The following is a 19,003-nucleotide window of genomic DNA, read 5'->3' as shown; positions in this document are numbered from 1 at the left end:
AGAGGTTCAACCGACAAAAAGGTGAGGAGTGCAGCACCGGCGAGGTTTCGCCGATCAGGCAGCCCCAAGAAACCGGGCGAGGGCAATGCCAAGGAGGGTGCCAAACAGCCCGAAAGCGATGGCGAAGCCTGCGCCATATTGCAGGCGGTCCAGCGTCTTTCCGCCGCGCTGTCGGGCGACATAGTAGCCACACAGGAATCCGACGATCCCAAAAATTGGTCCGATCATGTACGTTGTCCTTTCAGGATAGTCTTTTTCCGCCAACCCCAGAAGGCGAAAACCCCCCAAGAGACAAGTATAAGAAGAAGCACGGACCAGTCGCCAAGACGGGCGTACGGGGTCGGTGGCAGGGATCTCGGTAAGCGCACGTCGATTACGCCAGAAGTCTCGATGTCCAGCATCGCTAGTGTCTCGCCGTAGGCATCGACCACCGCCGAGATTCCCGTATTTGCGGCCCGCACGAGAGGTAGCCCCTCTTCGATGGCCCGCATCCGGGCTGATGCAAGATGTTGTTTTGGACCAATGGAAGCACCGAACCAAGCGTCGTTGGTTGCATTGAATATCCAGTCCGGTCGAATGGCATCATCGACCACATGCCCGGGAAAGATGATCTCGTAGCAGATCGCGATGCCAGCGTAAGGATGAGGGCCGATTGCGATGGTGCGGGGTCCCGGACCGGGCGAAAAATCCCCGAGGGATTCGACGAGACGCTGGAATGGCAAAACACTGCGCCACGGCACGTATTCACCGAAGGGAACAAGGTGATGCTTGGCGTAGCGCGTCAGGACAGAGCCGTCAGGCGCCACGGCGAGCACAGAGTTTCGGTACACCGTTCCGGTGGGTGTAACTTCCCGCTCGGGACTGCCCGCCAACAAGACCGTGGTATCTGGCAAAAGCCAGCCAAGCATGACGCGGGCCCCGGTGTCTTCGGCAAAAAACCCCGGCCAAGCTGTTTCGGGCCAAAGCAGGATATCGTAGTCGCCCGGGCGCGCAGAAAGAGCCAGAAGCTGCAGGATGTTGGCTTTCCGGGATCCTTCATCCCACTTGGCGCTTTGCGCAATGTTCGGTTGCACGACGCGGATTTGAGCGCCGCGCTCCGACGGGGGATCGGACAAGGTCAGGCGCGCAAAACCGAAACCAACGACGGTGACTGCAATCGCGGCGGCGCTGGCCAACTTGATGACCTGCAATCTGCGGTCGTGCGCGCGGAAAGCCAGCCCTGCCAGTGCTGAACAAAGCACCAAGAGGAACCCCAGCCCATAGCTGCCGACCAGGGAGGCCATCTGCGCGAAAGGCAACCAATCGGCGAGCGTGTAGGCAGCAAGGTTCCAAGGAAACCCCGTCAGAACATGCCCCCGCAGCCATTCAAGGCCGGTCCAGCCTGTCGCAAGCGAAAGCGAGAGCGGCAATCCGGCGCGCGCCATGCGGGCGGCAAGGGCACAGGCAAAAGCCGGAAACACTGCCAGCAGAGCTGCAAGGCCGAACACGGCTGGCAAAGCCAACCATCCGAACCGATCTGCCTCGACCTGAAAACTTTCGGTGATCAAGAAAAGCCCGGGCACGAACTGGCCTAAGCCAAACAGATATCCGATTCGAAACGCGACAGGCCACGGCGTGCCATGCAACATAATTGCCAGCACAGCGAAGGCGATCAGCGCAAAGGGCAGGATCGAATACGGCGGCAAGGCCAGGACAAGTATGACGCCAGCGGCCAGGGCCTTGCCCAAACTGGGCAGACCTTGAAGCAGTTTTCTGCCGGAAAAGGGATGAGCGTCTGAAGTGATCAATCCTGCGAAAGCCCCCGTCTTGAGTGGCGAGGGCTAATTGCTCTAGCTACTTGAGATGCAAGGCATGCGTTGCCGGATCACGGCAATGTCAGAGTGTCGAGACCTGTTGGTCGACTTCCATGGGCCCATCAGAAACCTCGCAAGAAGAACGGCGCAGTGATTGTAGCGCTTTCGGCCCAAACCGTGCTCTGTTGACGGCTCTTTGATTTGTCCCGGAGGCAAGAGGACGATACTGCCCATTCCGAAACGTAGGTGAAGGAGTGATCCATGGCCGAGGAACGGATCGGGCGACGGGCTTTGATGGGCGGAGCAGTCGGGATGGCGGGTCTTGCGGCCCTACCAGCCTTGGCGCAGGACGGCACGACCGAGTTTCAGGCTCCTGTATCCGGCAGCGTGCGGAACAACGTGTCCAGCTTCCGGATGCCTCAATGGCAAGACTACTTTGAGAATACTAGGGGCGGTGCGATTCTGGCGGACACCAAGTCACGCGCACTGCATTATTGGTCAGAGGATCAGTCGGTCTACCGGCTCTATCCGTCTTCAGTCCCTCTGTCCGAGGAACTGACACGGCTTGGGCGCACCGAAATTGTCCGCAAAGCCGTGAACCCGCCGTGGCGTCCGACCGCGTCCATGCTCGAGCGCAACCCGGATTGGCCGAAGATGGTCGAAGGCGGATCCAAGGACAACCCGCTTGGTGTCCGCGGAATGTATCTTTCATGGCCTGCCTATTTGATCCACGGCACCCATGATACCCGCAAGATCGGTCGCAGATCATCGAATGGCTGCATCGGTCTCTACAATGAGCATGTCATTGAACTCTATGATTTGGCGCAGGTTGGCACTCAGGTGCTGCTGATCTGATTTCGCTGCAGGGCCACACCCTTGGACTTCAAGCAGGACGCCGTGACTGGTTTCACCTTCCGTATCCGAATGGAAGTGGCTGAGGTCAGCTCAGCAGAACGGTCGATAGCAGGTTCACGTTCAGCACGATGATGACGGCGGCGATCAGCCAGCAAAGGCCGGTCAGCCAACGGGGGGCTACCAGTTCGCCCATCTTGGCGCGGCTGGCGGTGAACATCACCAAGGGAACGATGGCAAAGGGAAGCTGGAACGACAGCACCACCTGGCTCAGGATCAAAAGCTCCCCCACGCCTCCGCTGCCGTAGAGCAGGATCACGAAGATCGCCGGGATGATGGCAAGGCCTCGGGTGATCAGCCGCCGCGCCCAAGGGGCGATGCGCAGGTTGATGAAACCTTCCATCACGATCTGTCCGGCCATGGTGGCGGTGACAGTAGAGTTCAGCCCCGCGCAGAGGAGTGCCACACCGAACAGGACCGGCGCGAGCGACGAGCCGAGCAAGGGCTCCAGCAACAGATGCGCCTTGTCAATTTCGGCTACATCGTTTTGCCCCACGGTGTAGAAGGCAGCAGCGGACAGGATCAGGATCGATGCATTGATCGTCAGCGCGAACATCAGTGCGATGGTGCTGTCCCAAGTCGCCAACCTCAGCGCCTCGCGCTTCGAGGGCAGATCAAGCCCGAAGGCGCGAGTCTGCACGATCCCCGAATGCAGGTATAGGTTATGCGGCATTACCGTCGCCCCGATAATGCCAAGAGCGAGGTAGAGCATCGTCGGGTTGTTGAAAATCTCGCGGCTTGGGGCAAAGCCTGCGATGACCTCGCCCCAGACTGGGTCGGCCTGAGCAATCAACACGACAAAACAGGCCGCGATCAGCGCCATCAGCGAGATGATCAGCGCCTCGATCCAGCGGAACCCCTTGTTCTGCAGCCACAGGATCAGGAACACGTCGGCGGCTGTGATGAAGATGCCGATCTCGAGCGGGATGCCGAAGAGCAGGTTGAGGCCGATGGCCGTGCCGATCACCTCGGCCAGGTCTGTGGCGATGATGGCCAGTTCGGCAAAGATCCAGAGCGGGACGGACATCCATTTCGGGAAAGCATCGCGGCAGGCCTGCGCCAGATCGCGGCCCGAGGCGACAGCCAGCCGCGCGCAGAGAGACTGCAGGAGGATCGCCATGATGTTCGACAGAAGCGCGACGAACAAGAGCGTGTAACCGAATGCCGCCCCACCAGCGAGCGAGGTCGCCCAGTTGCCGGGGTCCATGTAGCCCACCGCCACCAGATAGCCGGGGCCGATGAAGGCGAGGAACCGGCGGAACCGGCTGGTGCCACCGTTGCCGACCGCGATGGTGCGGAAGACTTCAGAAAGGGAGGGAGTCTCGCTTTCCTGCCGCCAGGCATTGGTCGTCATGGCTCTTGGCACTCCCGGCTTGATCACGCCCGACAAGTCGCGGCGCATAAAGTTAGACAAGGCTAACAATCTGCGCCGCTCCTTTACTTGTCAATCCATCCCGTGCGACACTGAACGGATGACAGAGTTCGATCCTGCACCCCAAGCCACCTCGGATGACCGGCCTGCGGATCTGCGCGCCGGGGCGTTTCAGTGTGTGCGCGAAGCCCGGCGTAATGAATTGGCCGAGGACTATGTCGAACTGATCGCCGAGTTGATCCACGAACAGGGCGAGGCGCGCCCGGTGGACATCGCCGCCCGGCTTGGCGTGAAAGTGCCGACTGTAAGCAAGACCCTCGACCGTTTGGCGCGGGAGGGGCTGATCACCCGCGCGAAGTATCGGTCGGTCTTTCTGACAGAGGCGGGCCGCGCGCTGGCCAAGGAATGTCGGCGGCGGCACGAGATCGTTCTGCGCTTCCTGCTGAGCCTGGGTCTTGATCTCGAGACGGCGGAACGCGATGCCGAAGGCATCGAGCACCATGTCAGCGAACGGACACTGGCCCTATTTTCTGCCTTCGCCAACAGATCCTGAGCGCAGGCTGGAGCAACGATGTCCTTCGTGATCGACAACATGACCTGCGCGCTTTGCCCCGTGACGGTCAAGAGCGCGATGGAGGGTGTCACAGGTGTCCGCTCTGTCGAGATCGATTTTGAGGCGCGCACCGCCAAGGTCGTCTTCGACACCGCAGCGACCAGTGCACACGCCATTGCAACTGCGTCGACTGATGCGGGCTACCCGGCGCGCGTTACGGGGTGATCAACGTGGCCGGTCAACCCATTCTCCATTCGACACTGACTTGCCCGGACTGCGGGCACCGCTCATTGGAACAAATGCCAGTAGACGCTTGCCAGTTCGTTCACGTCTGCGCCAACTGCAGTGCCAGACTTCGACCGAAAACGGGCGATTGCTGCGTCTTTTGTTCATATGGCGACGTGGCATGCCCGCCAGTTCAGGCGGACCATTCATGTTGCGGAGGATAGTCAGGCAAGCGTCTGCACTAGTCTTGCGGCCCGACGAAAGAGAGACGAGGCGTCAGCTATTCTCGACCGCGAACCGCACATCGGCAATCAGGCTGTCGGCGCTGAAGTTCTCCAGCCGCTTGCCGTTCAGGAAGAAAGTCGGCGTCTGGCGAATGGCCAAGGCTTCGACATCGGCTGCATCCTGGTTCAGGATGCCCGTGATCCCCGGAAAGAACTGGTCGGTTTCCGCCTTCTCCAGATCGAGACCTGCGGCTCCGGCGATTTCCCAGGCGACATCCATCTCGGGCGAGCCATGAACGGCCCAGCCGGGCTGTTGTTCCAGAAGCGCGTCCAGCACCGGCTCGAACTTGTCCTGCATCCGGGCGGCCTCGAGTATCCGCACCGCCTCGTCCGAGCCTTCGTGAAAGACGGTGTAGCGCAGCACGACGCGGACCTGTGTGGGAAACTGCCGCCGGATTTCCTGCACCACGGGGTGGTATGCACGGCAGGCCTCGCAGGAGGGATCGAAGAATTCAACCAGTGTGACGGGGGCATCGGCGGGGCCGAACCTAGGGGAGTAGTCACGGACCAAGAGGACCTGATCCTCGGTTGGCGTGGCGGCGGTCGCCGCTTCTGCCTCGGCGTCGCGGCGCTGCTTCTGCACGAAGGCGCCACCCGCGAAGGCAGCAACACCAAGTGCGGAGGCTCCAAGGATAAGGGTGCGGCGGTTCATGTGCGGTGTCCTTTCGGCAGGATGAGACAGGCAAGGATCGCCGCAAAGGCGACCGTTGAGAGATAGGGGATCGGCAGGCCAAGGATCATCTGCGCCTCACCGGTGCAGGAGGGGCCATTTTCAGTGCATGGCACGATCGGTGCGGGCAAAAACCCTGCGTAAAGCCCCGAATGCCAGGCCGCCAGCGCCAGCCCGGAGAGGGCCAACGGCAAGCCATAGGCGCGCGCCATGCCGTCGCCCTGCCAGAGCGACAGGCCAAGGATCGGCACCAAGGGGAACATGGCGATGCGCTGATACCAACAGAGCGTGCAGGGCATCTGGCCCAGCACCTCACCGATGAAGAGCGCACCAAGCGTGGCCGCCAGAGCGATCAAGAAGGCCGCAGTCAAGGTAAGGTCGTCGCGCGACATGGATTGCGGATCAGCTTTGGTCAAGAACCGGCTCCTTGCGGCGGCGAAGGTGAAGCGAGGCGAGAAGGATCAGGACCGCGCCCAAGGTGATGCAGATATCGGCAACGTTGAACGTAGGCCAGTGCCAGTCACGCCAATAGAAATCAAGGAAATCAGTCACGGCACCCTGCCGAAGCCGGTCGATGATGTTGCCAAGCGCCCCGCCCACGACCAATGCAAAGCCTGCCCTTTCTAAAGCATGTTGCGCCCGGAATGCCATGACGGCGAAGGCGATGGTCAGCGCGCCCGTCAGCCCCGCCATCAGGAGGGGCTTACCCGCCATGAACCCGCCCATCATGCCAAAGCTCGCGCCGGTATTGAACCCGAGGGAAAAGTTGAAACCCGGCAGGACCGGGACCGCAGTCCCCTGCGATAGCAGCGACAGCGCCGCCGCCTTGGTCAATTGGTCTGCCAACACTGCGGCAGCGATCAGGGAAATAAGCATCGCCTTGGTCATTGAACAGTCTTGCCCTTCATGCCGATCCAGCGGGGAACCGATGCGGTGTATTGGTCGTAGTCCGGCCCGATTGACGCGCGTAGGGCAGCCTCCTCTGACCGGACTTGCGTGCTGGCCGACCAGAGGAACATGAGCGGGGCCAGGATCGTCGGGATTGCTGGAACCGCCATGGCAACACCCGTCAGCAGCGCCGCCTGTCCCACAAAGGTTGGGTTGCGGCTGAAGCGGTAAAGCCCGCCCGAGACCAGATCGCCCGTCTCGCCGCCCACCACGCCGACGCGCCAGGATGATCCCATCGACATCTGCGCGGCAAAGGCCACCATCGCGCCGAGCCCTGCGACAAAGACCCCGATCAGACCAAGGAGGACGCCGCGCCCCTCGGTCCAAAGCGGATCGATCTTGTGCAGCATAGGCACGGCGAGCCAAAGAAGCGGCCCAAAGAACGCCAGGGCAAAGGCCACGCGGAACCCCATGGCGGCCAGCCGGTCGCGCCCGGTGGCACGCGCAAAGAGCCAGACTGGACGCCCCGCCGCTTGTGCGGCCAGCGCGCTGCCCCAGAAAAACAGCGCCAGATAGCCGAATAGAAGGGCCAGCGTGGCCCAGCCGAAGCCTGAGATCATTGCCTTACGCCTCCCGTTCCGGATTGAACCGCAGCAGGCGCAGCGCGTTCAGCGTCACCAGCACGGTTGCACCGGTATCGGCCAGAATTGCGATCCAGAGGCCGGTCAGGCCGAAGACCGAGGTCACCAGGAACACCGCCTTCAGGCCAAGCGCGATGGTAACGTTCTGGCGGATATTGGCCATTGCCGCGCGCGACAGCCGGATCGTGGCTGGAATGTCGGTGACACGGTCGCGCAGGATCGCCGCATCGGCGGTTTCCAGCGCCACATCGGTGCCCGATCCCATCGCCACGCCGACACTCGCCTGTTTCAGCGCGGGGGCGTCGTTGATACCGTCGCCGATCATCATGACGCCGCCTTTGGAGCCGATCTCGCGGATGTAGGCAAGCTTGTCCTCGGGCATCATGTCGGCTTCGAACTTCAGCCCGAGGCTTCCGGCGATGGCGGCAGCCGTTCGCGGGTTGTCCCCGGTCAGGATCACCGATGTCACCCCCATCGCCGTCAACTGGCGCACCGCGTCTTTGGCATCCGCCCGCGGCTCGTCCCGCATGGCGATCAGGCCAAGCAGGTTTTTTTCGCGGAACACGGCGACCGCGGTCTTACCATCCTCTTCGAAAATCGTCGCCTGCCGCAGACCAAGGCCATCGAGCCCGCCATGCTCCATCGCGTATCGCGGAGAGGCTACCCATGCGGGCACGCCGCCCACGGTCGCGACAACCCCTTTGCCCATCAGCGCCTTGGCATCCTGCGATGGCAGCGCGGTCACGCCTGCGTCTTTGGCCTTGTTCAGGATGGCGATGGCGAGCGGGTGGCTCGACCCCATTTCGACCCCTGCCGCAACGGCCAGAAGCTCGGCTTCCGTGGTGGCCCCGAACAGCACAAGATCCGTCACTTGCGGGCGGCCATGCGTCAGAGTCCCGGTCTTGTCGAAGGTCACGACATCGACCTTCGCCGCAGCCTCGATCACGGCGCCACCCTTCATCAAGAGCCCGCGCCGCGCCCCGGTGGACATGGCCGAAGCGATGGAGGCGGGGACTGAGATGACCAGCGCGCAAGGGCAGCCGATCAGGAGCAAGGCAAGGCCGCGATAAACCCAAGTGTCCCAAGGCTGACCGAACGCCAGCGGCGGCACCAACACCACCAAAGCCGCTACGGCGACAATGGCGGGCATATACCAGCGGCTGAACCGATCGATGAAACGTTCGGTCGGCGCGCGGGCCTCTTCGGCCTCTTCGACAAGGCGGATGATGCGGGCGATGGTGTTGTCTTCCGCGCCCTTGGTGACCTTTACCCGGAGCGCGGCCTCGGTGTTGATTGCGCCAGCAAAGACCGCATCCCCCGGCCCGCGCGTCTTGGGCACGCTTTCGCCGGTAACCGGGCTTTCGTCCACGCCCGAGGAGCCATCCACGATCTCGCCATCGGCTGGAATCCGGTCGCCGGGGCGAACAAGCACGGTCTGGCCGATGGTCAGGCTTGCGGCGGGCACCTCACGGGTGGTGTCGCCGGTGACCAGTTGTGCGGTCTTCGGGACAAGGTTCGCCAAGGCCCGGATCCCGTCGCGCGCCTTACCCGCCGCGACGCCCTCCAGCACCTCGCCCACGGCGAACAGGAAGACGACCAGCGCCGCCTCTTCCGCAGCGTCGATGAACAGCGCGCCGATGGCGGCTATGGTCATCAGGCTTTCGATGGTGAAGGGCTGCCCCATGCGCAAAGCCGCAAAGGCACGCTGCGCCACCGGGGCCACGCCGATCAGACAGGCCGCGACGAAGGCCCATTTGCCGATCTCGGGCGCCAGATACTCGATGATCCAAGCCGCACCCAACAGAAGCGCTGTGAAGATTACCAGCTTGCCCTTGGCCGTCTGATACCAGCGCTTGCCGCGGTCGGCGGGGTCGTCGTGGACATGGCCGGGGCTGCCGTGACCGCTTTCGTCGCGCTTTGCGGCGGCCGCCTTCGGGCCGTGGTCGTGCCCGGCGTGATCGTGGCCCTCATGTGCCGCATGGTCATGGTCGTGCCCGTCATGGGTGCCGGGCAGCACAAAATCCTTCTTCGCACCGGCAGCGCGCGGCGCAATCTCATAGCCAAGCGCACGGACGGTCTTTTCGATCTTGTCCCGCCCGGTCTGCGCCTCATCCAGCGTCAGCCGCAGGCGTTCTGTCATGATCCCGACCTCGACGCCGCTCACCCCCGGCAGGCGCGCCACCGCATCCTTGATCTTGGTCGCGCAGGAACCGCAGTCCATGCCCGTTACCGTCCAGTCACAGGATGTTTCGCGTACAGCTTCTGACATCGTCATTCCTCCTGCCGCTGAGCGGGCAGTTGCTTTTATCGAATCAGCAACCTAATGTCTCTAGCAACTATAGCTTCAAGGGGAATCTGATGCTGACCATCGGAAAACTGGGCGAGGCCGCTGGGGTGAAGGTTCCGACGATCCGCTACTACGAGCAGATCGGCCTCCTGCCCGAAGCTGAACGCAGTTCGGGCAACCAGAGACTCTATGGCCGCAAGGCGATGGAGCGTCTGGCGTTCATCCGGCATGCGCGCGATCTTGGCTTCACGCTAGAAGCGATCCGAGATCTTTTGAGCCTGTCGGATAAGCCGGATCAGTCCTGCGCCGCCGCAGATGCCATCGCAAGGTCGCAACTGGTCGAAGTCGAAAGCCGCCTTGCGCGCCTGACCGCGCTGAAAGCCGAACTCGAGCGCATGGTCCTGCAATGTGCAGGCGGCAAGATTGCCGATTGCCGCGTGATCGAAGTGCTGGGTGACCATTCGCTTTGCGCGACCGATCACTCTCGTCCGGAAACTACTGTACATGATCATAAATCGCTGGACGTCTGAAACGCACCACGTAAGAGTGGAAGCTTATATGGCCCGCCGCGAAGCCTATAGAGCCGATTACGCTGCACGCCTGAGCGCGGCAGCCGCTGCTGATCCTACCACGGTTGAGAACCGTAGGGCCCATGCGCAGCAGGCCTTTCTGAATACCGGCAAGTATCTGACCAACACCGGCCGAGAGCTGACACCGAGCGAAAGGAAGCAGCTCGGGCTGCCTTCCAATAAGTAAGGGCGCTTTCGCGCCCTGGTTTTCAGTTCAATTCGGCTTCTACTGCGCTTCGCAGCTTGGCGTGCTCGGCCACCCCAAAGTCCGAAACTTCCGTGCTGTAGTTGTAGTGGGCGTCCTTATCCAAATCAGCGAATGACCAGCCCATCAGATCGCAGAGGTGCCGAATGTCCGCAAGGCAGTCCATGATACCGGTCTTGGCCGTGTCGTCGTCGTATTCGGGGTAGATCGTGCGCAACGCGCGGGCGGCGCGGCGGGCGTTATCGTCAAGGCCACGGGTCTCAACCATGATTTCCTCGACCACATCATGCCACGCCTGGGGCTTCCGAGGCGCAATAGTCAGTCCGTTCGCTGCATTCAGGTGTCGGTCGATCTTCATACCATCCTCCTCTTTACCAACGTCCTCTGCCTGCTCCGGCACGTCAGGCAGGTCTTCCCACAAATCCCGCCCATCCCCGCTTTCGGGGCCTATCCAAGTGCTGACAGGCGACATGTCTTTGCCGCACAGGGGGCATTCGTCGTCGCAGCAGCATGATCATGCCTCTGACCAGCTTTCCGGCTCGTGGCCATTGTCGCACTCATAGGTATTCAGCCAAACGCAAGGGATGCCTGAGCTATCCAGACTGAGATGGGAAAACTCCGGATGGGCTGCAAGGTCACTGCGGGTGTTGAAAGGGGTTGTCATATCTGGCTCCTGTGCCGTGTCTGACGCCCTATAGGCGTGCTGCAACAACTTATCATTCCGTTGAATGAAATCAACGGAAAAAATACATAGAAATCAATAATCTAACTGGAGAATGGTCCTGATTTTAATCGAGTGTAAGCCAAAGGCTTCTGCTCATTTTACCCCGAAACGCGGACCAGGCGGCGCTCAACAGCGATGGCAATCATGTGCAGAGAGTTCGTGGCATTCATTGCGATCCGTGCGCGTTCGATGCGCTTACGAACACCTGCCCTCGACAGTCCGAGTATCTGTGCGATTTCTTCCTGCGTATAGCCATCGGCCAGCAACTGCACGACCTCAATCTCCGTACTGCCCATGCCTCTGGTGTCTCGGTATCCTGCAATGGCTTCGGCAAGAAGATCGGACAGTTCCTGAAGCTCAACATCCGTTAGTTCGCGGTCATGCCGGGCGACGGAGAGATAGCACCTTCCTTTGTAACCATAGGTGGACCGAGCCGTTGCAACGCCCCCGTAGTTCATGCCGAACTCTCTGGCCATTTCGAAGACACGGTTGGTGTAAGGGCTGTTTACAAGCTCACCAAGGTTGATCTCTGACCATCTGGTCGCGCCTTCACCCAACAGTCCCCAGTGAAAGACCGGATCACGCAGAACAAAAACGTTCAATTTGTAGTATTCTAGCCAAGTAGGATTGTAAGTTGAGTAGATCAGATCGGCGTCCGGAACTTGGATATTTATTGTAATTGTATAGCCGTGGGAACCGAGTTTTCTGACCCTGCGATCCCATAAGTCAAAGTTTGGAAAGCGTTTTTCGACCGCTCTCTCAGTCATTGTGAAATTCATCGTGCCCGCCGTGTATACTTTTCATACTTTCGTATAGATAATGGTTTGTCGTCATTTGGCTACCTTTGTTGGATTTTCTTCATTTTTTCTTGAGGCGAGTGTATCCCGAAGTCCGTCTAACACACTGATACGGAGGGACTTATGCCGCTGGATTGTAGTGACCCTGGGACCTTGGCCAGATTGGGTCTTAAATCCCTTGGGCAATTCCTTTGTGCACGGGATCTGACGTGCAAGTTTCTTGAAACGGCGGTTTTCGTGCCAGAAGCCCCTGAGTCAGAGGATCTTGCAGGAGTCTGCTACGTAGCTGTGGAAGCTGCCAGAAAAGGCACCAAGGATTTTGCTGTCACGGCCATGATGGTAGAAATGCGGTATTCCGGACCCTCCCCAGAGTCGATCGCTTCGATTATCCACCATGAGGCTGAGTGCCCGGAGCATGTGGACTGTCCTCTCGATATTCTGGGTTTGCTCTCCCCCACCGACTGCAAGCAAACGCTGAAATGGCGCAGGAACTGCCTGAAGGGTGTTTTCGCACAAGCGTTGCTCGACTACTCCCTGAATCCGCCGCATCAGCCAGCCTGATGCTTAGAACTGGAGGTGCATCGGCGTGTTTCTTCGACCACCCATGCCGTGAGGTTTCGGAACTGAGGCATCCCCTTCGCAAGTCGGAGCAGATCGTATTTCTGTTCTGCGTCTGACTTCTTCAACTTTTGGGTCAGAAACGCATCAATCTGCTGGACAGCACGGCTTTGTGGATCATTGGTGAGGTGTCTCATACCCGACAGAACCGCGCCTGCTGAGGGGGCATGTCGGGCCAGTCTGAGCGCCATGCTCAGATCGCGGCACGAGCAGACTTGGTTCACCCATGAGGACAATGCCGCTTCGTGTCGGCGCTGTTCATTGTACAGAAACATGGCGTGGTGATTGTTCATAGCTGGCTCCTGTGCCTGTCAGGTCAGCCTCTAGCTGACGCTATAATGATATGATTCTGCGATTAAAAAATCAACAAAAAACAATCATATCAACAACTTATTGAATGATCTTAAACTAATAAGCCGAGGGGTTATCCCTCGGCTTTGTCGTGATTTCAGGCCATGTTCAGGCATCTTCCTCCGGCATCCACGCGGCAATCGCTTCCTCTTGGTCTGCACTCAGATTCAGTGCCGCACGGTAAGCAGCATCAGTGAAAAGCCGTTCCATGGTTTCGGCTTTCCCGCCCTTCTTCTGGTTGGAGAAGGCTGAAAACTCCTTTGTGGCCATACCGTAGCCGGTAAGAAGCGCAAACTGCTCGTCAATGTAGCTGGCGGGCATCCTGCCCCAGAAAGCCGCTTTCGTGGGGGTCCAGATCGAGCGCGTGTCAACGTCCATTGCCTTCGTAATGCTGTCGTAGAACTCCGTGCCGATGCGACCGCCTGACAGCCCGAAATTGGTGTGGATCGTGCGGACTGCTCCGGCCACCAGCGCCTCAATGATTTCGCTTTCAGGCTTTTGGCAGAACTCTGCAAAGGTAAGTTTCAGATCGTCTGCCATGAAGGGCCGCTGCCTGTCGCCTACCAAAACAGGATTGACCGCAAGACCTTCGGCATCGCTCGGTACATTCTTTGGAGGCTCAATACGCATCCCCAACAACCCCTGACCGCCTGCTGCACCTGAGAGGCTGAAAGCTATGATCGACACTGCCAGTTTGGGGTTAGCGCACAGCGCGGACTGAAAAGCGTGGAGCTTGATCGCTTTTAGATCATCCTTCACCGCTGCCGAGAACTGCGACTTGGGTTTTGCCTTTGCCTCGGTAGCCGCGCTGAGGTGTCTGATAAAGCCTGCTTCAAGCGCCTGCTCTGCATCTTGGGGCCGGACATACGGCCCGTCTAAGCTGAGGTTGCCTTGCCAATCTACCAAAGCCACAACGCCTGCCAGCGCCCTTTCAGCGGGGCTGTAGATGCGCTGCCGCCGCAGGGCGATCAGGGCATCAAGCTCTGCTTCTTCTGCTTCTGAGCGGTCTTCCGTTTCCCGCAGTTCCTCAAGGCGGCTCCCCTGTTCGTCTGAAAGCTCAACCTGAGTGCCCATGATCTGCGTGTAGCCGTTTTCCCAGCTGCGGAAGCTGCTTTCCTCGCAGACTTCCACCCATGCCCACTCGCTCTCCTGCTCCTTCGCCGCAGCTTCGAGCTTTGCGGCAAAGAGTTCGCCCAGCAGCACGGCATCGTTGAGGTAGATTTCTTCGCCAAAGAGATCCTTTGTGATCTTTCCGCCCGCTGCCTCATAGGCATCGATGCCTACAAATCGAGCCTTACGGTTCGTATGTGTGACGCTTTCATCAGCCAACCAGCGTCGGATCGTTTCCGCGCTCGTTCGGTGATTTATGGCATGTTGCAGTGCGTCTGCGATCTTCGTTTCATCGTCGCTGATGGTGAAGGCTTCAGCTTGCGATAGGTTGATCTTTGTCTCGCGCAAAGCCTCAAGGACCAGCGGATGCAATGAGGCAAGTTTGAGGCGGCGGTAGACGTGCTGCTCGGTGACTGCGAAGGCGCTGGCAATCTCCGTGACGCTGGCACCTTTCTCGCGCATCCGGCCATAAGCCGTGATCTCCTGATGGGGTGACATGTCCTCTCGGGCCACGTTTTCAGCAACCCCCCAAAGGAGCGCGGTTTCCTCGTCCGGCGCGATCATAACCGGAACTTGGCCGAGGTCCGCCCGCTGGCGCACCGCGATCTGCAATGCAGCAAGCCTGCGGCCACCGAACACAATAGCCACTTTCCCTTCCTCGTCTTTCACGCCGCCGAGGTTCTGCATCAGGCCGCAAGATACGAGGCTTTCAGCCAGAAGCTCGATGCTCTCCGCGTCGTGGTTCTGGCGCGGGTTGAGCGGTGAGAGGTAGAGTTTGGAGAGATCGATGATCTCAGAGGTTGCGGGAAAATCGAAGGAAGGAAAAGCGACTACCGTGTTCATTTTCAGCTCCTGTGCTGTTGCGGCGGCCTATAGCTGCCATGCACTCAGATTAGCTTTTCTACGCCCCCCGATCAATAAAAAAAGACCCAACAACCGCGCTAAATCACTGTTTTTATTAAATAAAATCTCCTTTTGCTCGACCTATCAAAAGGAACCTCCATAAATTTAAAAATGGGAAAAATTCTATCGTTGAAAGAAGCGGGGGCGCGTTGTCAGAGCGTTTGAAAAAACCCTGTGGCACCAAGGACTTTGTTTTCCCGCGCGTCTAATCTGGATTTCAAGCACTAGTGTCAGGACAGCTCATGACCCGTAACATCTGCCTCTCCTATCTCACCTGCGTTGGTCTGATAGCCTCCACCTTCTCGGTTGCGGACGCAGCGGATGCGGTGCGCTATGACTGTGAGCGTCTGGGCAAAACGATAGGGTCTCCTGTTACGGAAATGACAGCGGCGGCGGACGAAGGGTGGCAACATGCCCCTGATGAAGCTCGCCTGATCTGCACATGGTTCACTCAGCCCGCCGCCAAAGTGGTTGAAGGTCAGCCTTTGGTCACTGAGGAGTGGTCTGACGTTGGAGCGCTGACTGCTCAGGTGGTCGTATCTGATGAACCTCTCACACACGACGCGGCGGCAATGATGAACCTCGCGCATGAGCTACCGCCGGAGCTTGCTGGTCAGTTCGAGGGGGCATGGATCATGTCGCTGAAAAAACCCGTATTTTCGGAACTTTTGGGCATGATGCCCCCGGAAGTCACTTACAATGATCTTGCTGTAAGCGTTGCCTATGCCAATGGCTTTGCTTCGCCTGAAAACACCGGAACTTCCCTAACTGTTGGTTGGTCTGTCGAAACGGCTTTGAAAATACTGAAAGAAGTAGCCGCCTTACGATAATCCATTTGTAATATTGCAAGGGAATGAAAGTCGCCTGCCTTTTAGGTGACAGACCAGAAGTGGAAGTCAAAATATCTGGAGATCTGTCGAATAGGATTATTCATTTGAAAGCTAAGATGGATGAAGAAGGTTTACGAGAATACTATGGGCAATTCCTATCTGGCGGCTCGTCTTTAAGCCACTCTGTTAAAGATATGGAGTATTGGGAGGCCTTGCTTTTTGAACTTTACAAGACCCATAAAAGGGAAGTTGCTATATTTGCCTAAGGCATTTTGCGGCAGGTTATCATCCTGCCGCTAATTCAGCCTCTCTCGAAGAAACCATAGTGCGGACGATTAACCCCTACAGAAATCGTGTCCGGGCCGAACCGCATATTGATCTGGTCCAGAGCGGCCGACACGATCTCAGCCTTTGTTCGTTCTGCAGGCTTCAGTGGCCTGAGCAAGTCACCTGTACGGTCCTCGATCATGCCTACCTTGCTCAGGTTGACGCTGATGCTGGCAAGCTTCCGGCCGCGCACAAATGGCCACGCGAGCCGCCAGAGAGCCTTATGGTGGGTGAGCATGTCATGCGTTGCCTGACTTGCCTCGCAGCGGATGGATCTTCCCCAAGATGAGCCATCCAAAAACCTCATGGAGAGGCTGAATTCAGAGGCTACACGGCCATCTCCCCTGAGCCGTCCTGTCGCCTTCTCCACCAGCCAACGCCCCACCAGATAGGCCTCTTTGGGTGCCCTGAAGTCTGGGGAAAGCACCTTTGAGCTGCCATAGCCGCCGCGCTCAGTTTTAGGAAGCTCCACTTGTTCGCCCTGGAGGGCGCGCACAAAGCGTTCTCCTTCGATCGAGCCCCAGACAGCGCGGGCATGGCGCGGGTCCATATGGTAGAGCTGGGAAATTGAAGTAATGCCTGACGCTGCAAGCTTGCGCATCGTGCCTGTCGATATGCCCGGAAGATCATCGGGCTTAAGATGAGCAACCGCATCAGGCATATTGCGCGCCCAGAGGTGCTTGCAGCCATCAGGCTTTTCCAATTTCCCGGCAATCTTAGCGAGGAGGTGGTTGCTCCCCAGGCCCGCGGAGAACCTAAGGCTTGCGCCGATTTGTCCATAGACGGCCTCTTTAAGGCGCTGCACAAGCGCATAGGCCTCATTCACATTCTCTGTCGGCGCCGGCAGGCGTAACTGGAACTCATCAACACTTCTCACGCGCTCCAGTTCGCAGATCTCATCCAGGACCGAGGCAATGCGGAGGTTCATCCGAACGTAAAGTTTGTGGCGCGAAGGAAGCAGGATGATGTCTGGGCAGAGGCGTTTGGCGTCGCTGACCAAAGTGCCTGTCTTGATGCCATAGGCTTTTGCTTCGTAGCTCGCTGCGACCAGCGCACCGGCAGTGGACCCCTCAACGGCCGTGATACCAACAGGCCGTCCTCTCAGTTCGGGGTTAAAGTGCTGTTCTACAGAGCTAAAGAACGAGTTCATGTCTATGTAGAGCGTGGTGAGTGGGCGGTTCATCTTGCAGAACTCTTTTAGTTTCCTTGAAACTGTTCTATCTTTGTTCTGGTGTTTGTTGAAGAGGGCTTAGATGCGCCGGGATGATGTATTCAAGAATGTGGCCTTCGGCGGTGCATGGTCCGAACGGATTGTAGGTGTCGAGCGCCGGCAGGCGGCATTAAAACGCCTGAAGAAAGCCCTCAGTGAAACAGCTGAAGTAGATTTGCGGGAGGATCAGGAGCTCGCTGAGGCTGTCGTTATCGCAACGCGAGGGACGCCAAAGGCTGCAATGCTGCAGGATGCATGGCAGAAAGCTCTTACTAAGGAAATAGCGGCCCACCGATATACGGAATTGGGCCGCATTTACAGACTCATTGAAGCTGCGGTTGGTACAGCTGCTAAATTCTGAGTTAATGCTCGCCACGCATAGTGTACATGAGCCAGCCGCCGATAATGAGGGCTGCAATGAACAGCAGGGGAAGTCTTGTCATAATTGCAGCGTTCATTATGAGGCCGCTCATAATCAGAATGAGCGCCAATGGAGATAAATTCACACGCGCCGATGCCCTGCGTATCATGTTGTGAATGTAATTCACTGCGTACCTCATTTAGATAAGAAGTTTACGACCACAGGACAATGATCCGAAGGCCAGCTCTCGTAAGGTCCTGAGAATGAGTATTCATACTCGTCCTCTACAGAATAAAGTTCCCGGTGATGCTTGTTTGTCAGAATGTAATCAATGTTTTCATCCCCCTTTAATGAGCATTTGCTTGGGCCACTATTGGACGAAATCGTAAGACCAACAGATTTACGGTAAGAGAGTGAGTGCCATGCATCATCGTGACTTTCAGCAAGTTTTCTGTTGAAGTCGCCTCCAACGATAAGCGGGGCATTCGAATCCGAGATTTCGTTTATATAGCTTGTCAGGTATGGGATCTGCTCAAATAACGTCCCGCAGGCGGCCCCGTTAGTTTCTTCACTGCAGCCGGATTTGAGGTGCACGTTTAGAATGTGAATAGTCCGGCCCCTGTGGGCAATATTAACTGCGACACCATATCTGAGTGTCCCGCGGCCGGATGTGTCAAGGAAAGGTAATTCTTCTTTCTTTCCAACAGCCATGCCTTTTTTAGTGGCGATCGCGACGCGCTGCATCACTGCATTTCGATCGTTATTAAAGCAGGGTGGCATTGAGGACCAGTCTGGCCGGCTCTCGATGTGAAAGTCCCAAGCGCTAGGATTCATTATCCTTGCAAGCGCGCCGACATTCTCCACTTCCTGAAAAAGCCAAACGTCGGCATCAACAGCATTTATGATTTTCTTTATTTCGTCATAATCTCTCTGAACTCTCTCAGTGCACCCGGTATTATTCTGTCCGGATAAATTGTTCAGGTTCCATGTCGAAATTTTCAGCTCTTGTGCACTGACGCTTGAAGGGATCGATGACAGAGCACACAAGATGGGTAAAGCGATGAATGATTTCAAAGGATAGTCCTCCCGCTTGCAAGGCGAGAGGATAGCCAAGGAAACTAGGCGTTACTAGCCTTAAAGAGTGACGGTATGTTGGCCATCTGGTACTCTCGGATCAGCTGTTCGTACACTTTCTCGAACCGCGAAGGCGGGATGTTAAGGGCGCAGTCAACCAAAGATGTTTCCTTACAATCGCTTAGAACAACCAGAATATCTCGTTGATTGTCTGCATTTTCCCGCACAATCAGCTCGTAGCGCCACTGTACCGAGGCGCACCTGTGCCGCCACTTCGCGCTGATCTCGGTAGCCGGAGG

23 protein-coding genes are annotated in these 19,003 nt (G+C 58.1%); 9 read left to right on the top strand and 14 right to left on the bottom strand.

The window, feature by feature from the left end:
- Nucleotides 1–54: 54 nt before the first annotated feature.
- Nucleotides 55–228: a hypothetical protein gene (locus tag EG244_RS20670; protein WP_199737925.1), complete on the bottom strand. Its 174-nt coding sequence runs from the start codon at nucleotides 226–228 to the stop codon at nucleotides 55–57.
- Complete coding sequence (gene lnt, locus EG244_RS10535; RefSeq protein WP_124964965.1) at nucleotides 225–1,787, bottom strand: apolipoprotein N-acyltransferase; 1,563 nt, start codon at nucleotides 1,785–1,787, stop codon at nucleotides 225–227. Before lnt ends, EG244_RS20670 begins: the two co-directional genes overlap by 4 nt.
- Nucleotides 1,788–2,054: 267 nt before the next feature.
- On the opposite strand from lnt, the gene EG244_RS10530 reads away from it, so the two are divergent.
- Entirely contained in the window at nucleotides 2,055–2,648 is a 594-nt protein-coding gene (locus EG244_RS10530; protein WP_124964964.1) for a L,D-transpeptidase, read from the top strand.
- 85 nt (nucleotides 2,649–2,733) lie between these two features.
- Here EG244_RS10530 and EG244_RS10525 read toward each other — a convergent pair whose 3' ends face one another.
- Nucleotides 2,734–4,059, bottom strand: coding sequence for an Nramp family divalent metal transporter (locus EG244_RS10525; RefSeq protein ID WP_124964963.1), 1,326 nt, complete (start codon nucleotides 4,057–4,059; stop codon nucleotides 2,734–2,736).
- Between the two features lie 118 nt (nucleotides 4,060–4,177).
- Here EG244_RS10525 and mntR point away from each other — a divergent pair, with 118 nt between their 5' ends.
- The 3 genes from mntR to EG244_RS20945 are packed head-to-tail and all read left to right on the top strand — an operon-like array spanning nucleotide 4,178 to nucleotide 5,079.
- A complete protein-coding gene (mntR, locus tag EG244_RS10520) occupies nucleotides 4,178–4,630 on the top strand; it encodes a manganese-binding transcriptional regulator MntR (RefSeq protein WP_124964990.1) in 453 nt (150 codons plus the stop codon).
- An 18-nt stretch (nucleotides 4,631–4,648) separates the two neighbouring features.
- On the top strand, nucleotides 4,649–4,855 hold the full coding sequence (locus tag EG244_RS10515) for a heavy-metal-associated domain-containing protein (RefSeq protein ID WP_124964962.1): 207 nt from the start codon (nucleotides 4,649–4,651) through the stop codon (nucleotides 4,853–4,855).
- A gap of 20 nt (nucleotides 4,856–4,875) precedes the next feature.
- On the top strand, nucleotides 4,876–5,079 hold the full coding sequence (locus EG244_RS20945; protein ID WP_456071334.1) for a GDCCVxC domain-containing (seleno)protein: 204 nt from the start codon (nucleotides 4,876–4,878) through the stop codon (nucleotides 5,077–5,079).
- A gap of 52 nt (nucleotides 5,080–5,131) precedes the next feature.
- Here the strand turns inward: EG244_RS20945 and EG244_RS10505 are convergent, their stop codons facing one another.
- From EG244_RS10505 to EG244_RS10485, 5 genes are read right to left on the bottom strand one after another with little or no spacing between them, the layout of a single operon-like run.
- On the bottom strand, nucleotides 5,132–5,791 hold the full coding sequence (locus EG244_RS10505) for a DsbA family protein (RefSeq protein ID WP_124964960.1): 660 nt from the start codon (nucleotides 5,789–5,791) through the stop codon (nucleotides 5,132–5,134).
- Nucleotides 5,788–6,201: a disulfide bond formation protein B gene (locus tag EG244_RS10500; RefSeq protein WP_124964989.1), complete on the bottom strand. Its 414-nt coding sequence runs from the start codon at nucleotides 6,199–6,201 to the stop codon at nucleotides 5,788–5,790. Before EG244_RS10500 ends, EG244_RS10505 begins: the two co-directional genes overlap by 4 nt.
- Nucleotides 6,202–6,211: 10 nt before the next feature.
- Complete coding sequence (lspA, locus tag EG244_RS10495) at nucleotides 6,212–6,697, bottom strand: signal peptidase II (RefSeq protein ID WP_124964959.1); 486 nt, start codon at nucleotides 6,695–6,697, stop codon at nucleotides 6,212–6,214.
- Entirely contained in the window at nucleotides 6,694–7,317 is a 624-nt protein-coding gene (locus EG244_RS10490; protein ID WP_124964958.1) for a methyltransferase family protein, read from the bottom strand. The genes lspA and EG244_RS10490 overlap by 4 nt, the downstream gene beginning before the upstream one ends.
- Before the next feature lie 4 nt (nucleotides 7,318–7,321).
- Complete coding sequence (locus EG244_RS10485) at nucleotides 7,322–9,613, bottom strand: heavy metal translocating P-type ATPase (RefSeq protein ID WP_124964957.1); 2,292 nt, start codon at nucleotides 9,611–9,613, stop codon at nucleotides 7,322–7,324.
- An 83-nt stretch (nucleotides 9,614–9,696) separates the two neighbouring features.
- Here EG244_RS10485 and EG244_RS10480 point away from each other — a divergent pair, with 83 nt between their 5' ends.
- Together EG244_RS10480 and EG244_RS10475 are read left to right on the top strand one after the other, a co-directional pair.
- Nucleotides 9,697–10,155, top strand: a complete 459-nt coding sequence (locus EG244_RS10480; protein WP_124964956.1) for a MerR family transcriptional regulator — start codon at nucleotides 9,697–9,699, stop codon at nucleotides 10,153–10,155.
- A gap of 28 nt (nucleotides 10,156–10,183) precedes the next feature.
- On the top strand, nucleotides 10,184–10,381 hold the full coding sequence (locus tag EG244_RS10475; RefSeq protein ID WP_124964955.1) for a hypothetical protein: 198 nt from the start codon (nucleotides 10,184–10,186) through the stop codon (nucleotides 10,379–10,381).
- 22 nt (nucleotides 10,382–10,403) lie between these two features.
- Here the strand turns inward: EG244_RS10475 and EG244_RS10470 are convergent, their stop codons facing one another.
- Nucleotides 10,404–10,757, bottom strand: coding sequence for a hypothetical protein (locus EG244_RS10470; protein ID WP_124964954.1), 354 nt, complete (start codon nucleotides 10,755–10,757; stop codon nucleotides 10,404–10,406).
- 464 nt (nucleotides 10,758–11,221) lie between these two features.
- Nucleotides 11,222–11,902 carry a helix-turn-helix transcriptional regulator gene (locus tag EG244_RS10465; RefSeq protein ID WP_124964953.1) on the bottom strand — a complete coding sequence of 227 codons (681 nt, stop codon included), beginning with the start codon at nucleotides 11,900–11,902 and terminating at the stop codon, nucleotides 11,222–11,224.
- Between the two features lie 141 nt (nucleotides 11,903–12,043).
- Between EG244_RS10465 and EG244_RS10460 the strand changes: the two genes are divergently transcribed.
- On the top strand, nucleotides 12,044–12,481 hold the full coding sequence (locus EG244_RS10460; RefSeq protein WP_124964952.1) for a hypothetical protein: 438 nt from the start codon (nucleotides 12,044–12,046) through the stop codon (nucleotides 12,479–12,481).
- On the opposite strand, the gene EG244_RS10455 is transcribed toward EG244_RS10460, so the two are convergent.
- Both EG244_RS10455 and EG244_RS10450 read right to left on the bottom strand, forming a co-directional pair.
- Complete coding sequence (locus EG244_RS10455) at nucleotides 12,469–12,831, bottom strand: hypothetical protein (RefSeq protein WP_124964951.1); 363 nt, start codon at nucleotides 12,829–12,831, stop codon at nucleotides 12,469–12,471. The genes EG244_RS10460 and EG244_RS10455 overlap by 13 nt on opposite strands.
- 166 nt (nucleotides 12,832–12,997) lie before the next feature.
- The gene (locus EG244_RS10450; RefSeq protein WP_124964950.1) at nucleotides 12,998–14,842 is read right to left on the bottom strand and encodes a ParB/RepB/Spo0J family partition protein; all 1,845 of its coding nucleotides are present in this window, start codon (nucleotides 14,840–14,842) and stop codon (nucleotides 12,998–13,000) included.
- A gap of 302 nt (nucleotides 14,843–15,144) precedes the next feature.
- Between EG244_RS10450 and EG244_RS10445 the strand changes: the two genes are divergently transcribed.
- Nucleotides 15,145–15,732, top strand: coding sequence for a hypothetical protein (locus EG244_RS10445; protein WP_124964949.1), 588 nt, complete (start codon nucleotides 15,145–15,147; stop codon nucleotides 15,730–15,732).
- Nucleotides 15,733–16,033: 301 nt separating this feature from the next.
- Here EG244_RS10445 and EG244_RS10440 read toward each other — a convergent pair whose 3' ends face one another.
- Nucleotides 16,034–17,242, bottom strand: a complete 1,209-nt coding sequence (locus EG244_RS10440; protein WP_124964948.1) for a Y-family DNA polymerase — start codon at nucleotides 17,240–17,242, stop codon at nucleotides 16,034–16,036.
- A 70-nt stretch (nucleotides 17,243–17,312) separates the two neighbouring features.
- Between EG244_RS10440 and EG244_RS10435 the strand changes: the two genes are divergently transcribed.
- Complete coding sequence (locus tag EG244_RS10435; RefSeq protein WP_124964947.1) at nucleotides 17,313–17,630, top strand: hypothetical protein; 318 nt, start codon at nucleotides 17,313–17,315, stop codon at nucleotides 17,628–17,630.
- A 195-nt stretch (nucleotides 17,631–17,825) separates the two neighbouring features.
- Here the strand turns inward: EG244_RS10435 and EG244_RS10430 are convergent, their stop codons facing one another.
- Nucleotides 17,826–18,704, bottom strand: coding sequence for an endonuclease/exonuclease/phosphatase family protein (locus tag EG244_RS10430; RefSeq protein WP_158617286.1), 879 nt, complete (start codon nucleotides 18,702–18,704; stop codon nucleotides 17,826–17,828).
- Nucleotides 18,705–19,003: the final 299 nt, after the last annotated feature.

This window comes from Falsigemmobacter faecalis, from assembly GCF_003863335.1.
Lineage (GTDB): Bacteria > Pseudomonadota > Alphaproteobacteria > Rhodobacterales > Rhodobacteraceae > Wagnerdoeblera > Wagnerdoeblera faecalis.
Note: the sequence above shows the minus strand (reverse complement) of the source record. Positions and strands in the feature narration are given on the sequence as shown.

Bases quoted from the DNA above. Each gene is read 5' to 3' on its own strand.
- EG244_RS10445 (WP_124964949.1), top strand. From the start codon at position 15,145: ATGACCCGTAACATCTGCCTCTCCTATCTCACCTGCGTTGGTCTGATA.
- EG244_RS10490 (WP_124964958.1), bottom strand. From the start codon at position 7,317: ATGATCTCAGGCTTCGGCTGGGCCACGCTGGCCCTTCTATTCGGCTAT.
- EG244_RS10530 (WP_124964964.1), top strand. From the start codon at position 2,055: ATGGCCGAGGAACGGATCGGGCGACGGGCTTTGATGGGCGGAGCAGTC.
- EG244_RS10515 (WP_124964962.1), top strand. From the start codon at position 4,649: ATGTCCTTCGTGATCGACAACATGACCTGCGCGCTTTGCCCCGTGACG.
- EG244_RS10440 (WP_124964948.1), bottom strand. From the start codon at position 17,242: ATGAACCGCCCACTCACCACGCTCTACATAGACATGAACTCGTTCTTT.
- EG244_RS10480 (WP_124964956.1), top strand. From the start codon at position 9,697: ATGCTGACCATCGGAAAACTGGGCGAGGCCGCTGGGGTGAAGGTTCCG.
- EG244_RS10460 (WP_124964952.1), top strand. From the start codon at position 12,044: ATGCCGCTGGATTGTAGTGACCCTGGGACCTTGGCCAGATTGGGTCTT.
- EG244_RS10485 (WP_124964957.1), bottom strand. From the start codon at position 9,613: ATGACGATGTCAGAAGCTGTACGCGAAACATCCTGTGACTGGACGGTA.
- mntR (WP_124964990.1), top strand. From the start codon at position 4,178: ATGACAGAGTTCGATCCTGCACCCCAAGCCACCTCGGATGACCGGCCT.
- EG244_RS20670 (WP_199737925.1), bottom strand. From the start codon at position 228: ATGATCGGACCAATTTTTGGGATCGTCGGATTCCTGTGTGGCTACTAT.
- EG244_RS10525 (WP_124964963.1), bottom strand. From the start codon at position 4,059: ATGACGACCAATGCCTGGCGGCAGGAAAGCGAGACTCCCTCCCTTTCT.
- EG244_RS10505 (WP_124964960.1), bottom strand. From the start codon at position 5,791: ATGAACCGCCGCACCCTTATCCTTGGAGCCTCCGCACTTGGTGTTGCT.
- EG244_RS10500 (WP_124964989.1), bottom strand. From the start codon at position 6,201: ATGTCGCGCGACGACCTTACCTTGACTGCGGCCTTCTTGATCGCTCTG.
- EG244_RS10475 (WP_124964955.1), top strand. From the start codon at position 10,184: ATGGCCCGCCGCGAAGCCTATAGAGCCGATTACGCTGCACGCCTGAGC.
- lspA (WP_124964959.1), bottom strand. From the start codon at position 6,697: ATGACCAAGGCGATGCTTATTTCCCTGATCGCTGCCGCAGTGTTGGCA.
- EG244_RS10435 (WP_124964947.1), top strand. From the start codon at position 17,313: ATGCGCCGGGATGATGTATTCAAGAATGTGGCCTTCGGCGGTGCATGG.
- EG244_RS10455 (WP_124964951.1), bottom strand. From the start codon at position 12,831: ATGAACAATCACCACGCCATGTTTCTGTACAATGAACAGCGCCGACAC.
- EG244_RS10465 (WP_124964953.1), bottom strand. From the start codon at position 11,902: ATGAATTTCACAATGACTGAGAGAGCGGTCGAAAAACGCTTTCCAAAC.
- EG244_RS10470 (WP_124964954.1), bottom strand. From the start codon at position 10,757: ATGAAGATCGACCGACACCTGAATGCAGCGAACGGACTGACTATTGCG.
- EG244_RS10450 (WP_124964950.1), bottom strand. From the start codon at position 14,842: ATGAACACGGTAGTCGCTTTTCCTTCCTTCGATTTTCCCGCAACCTCT.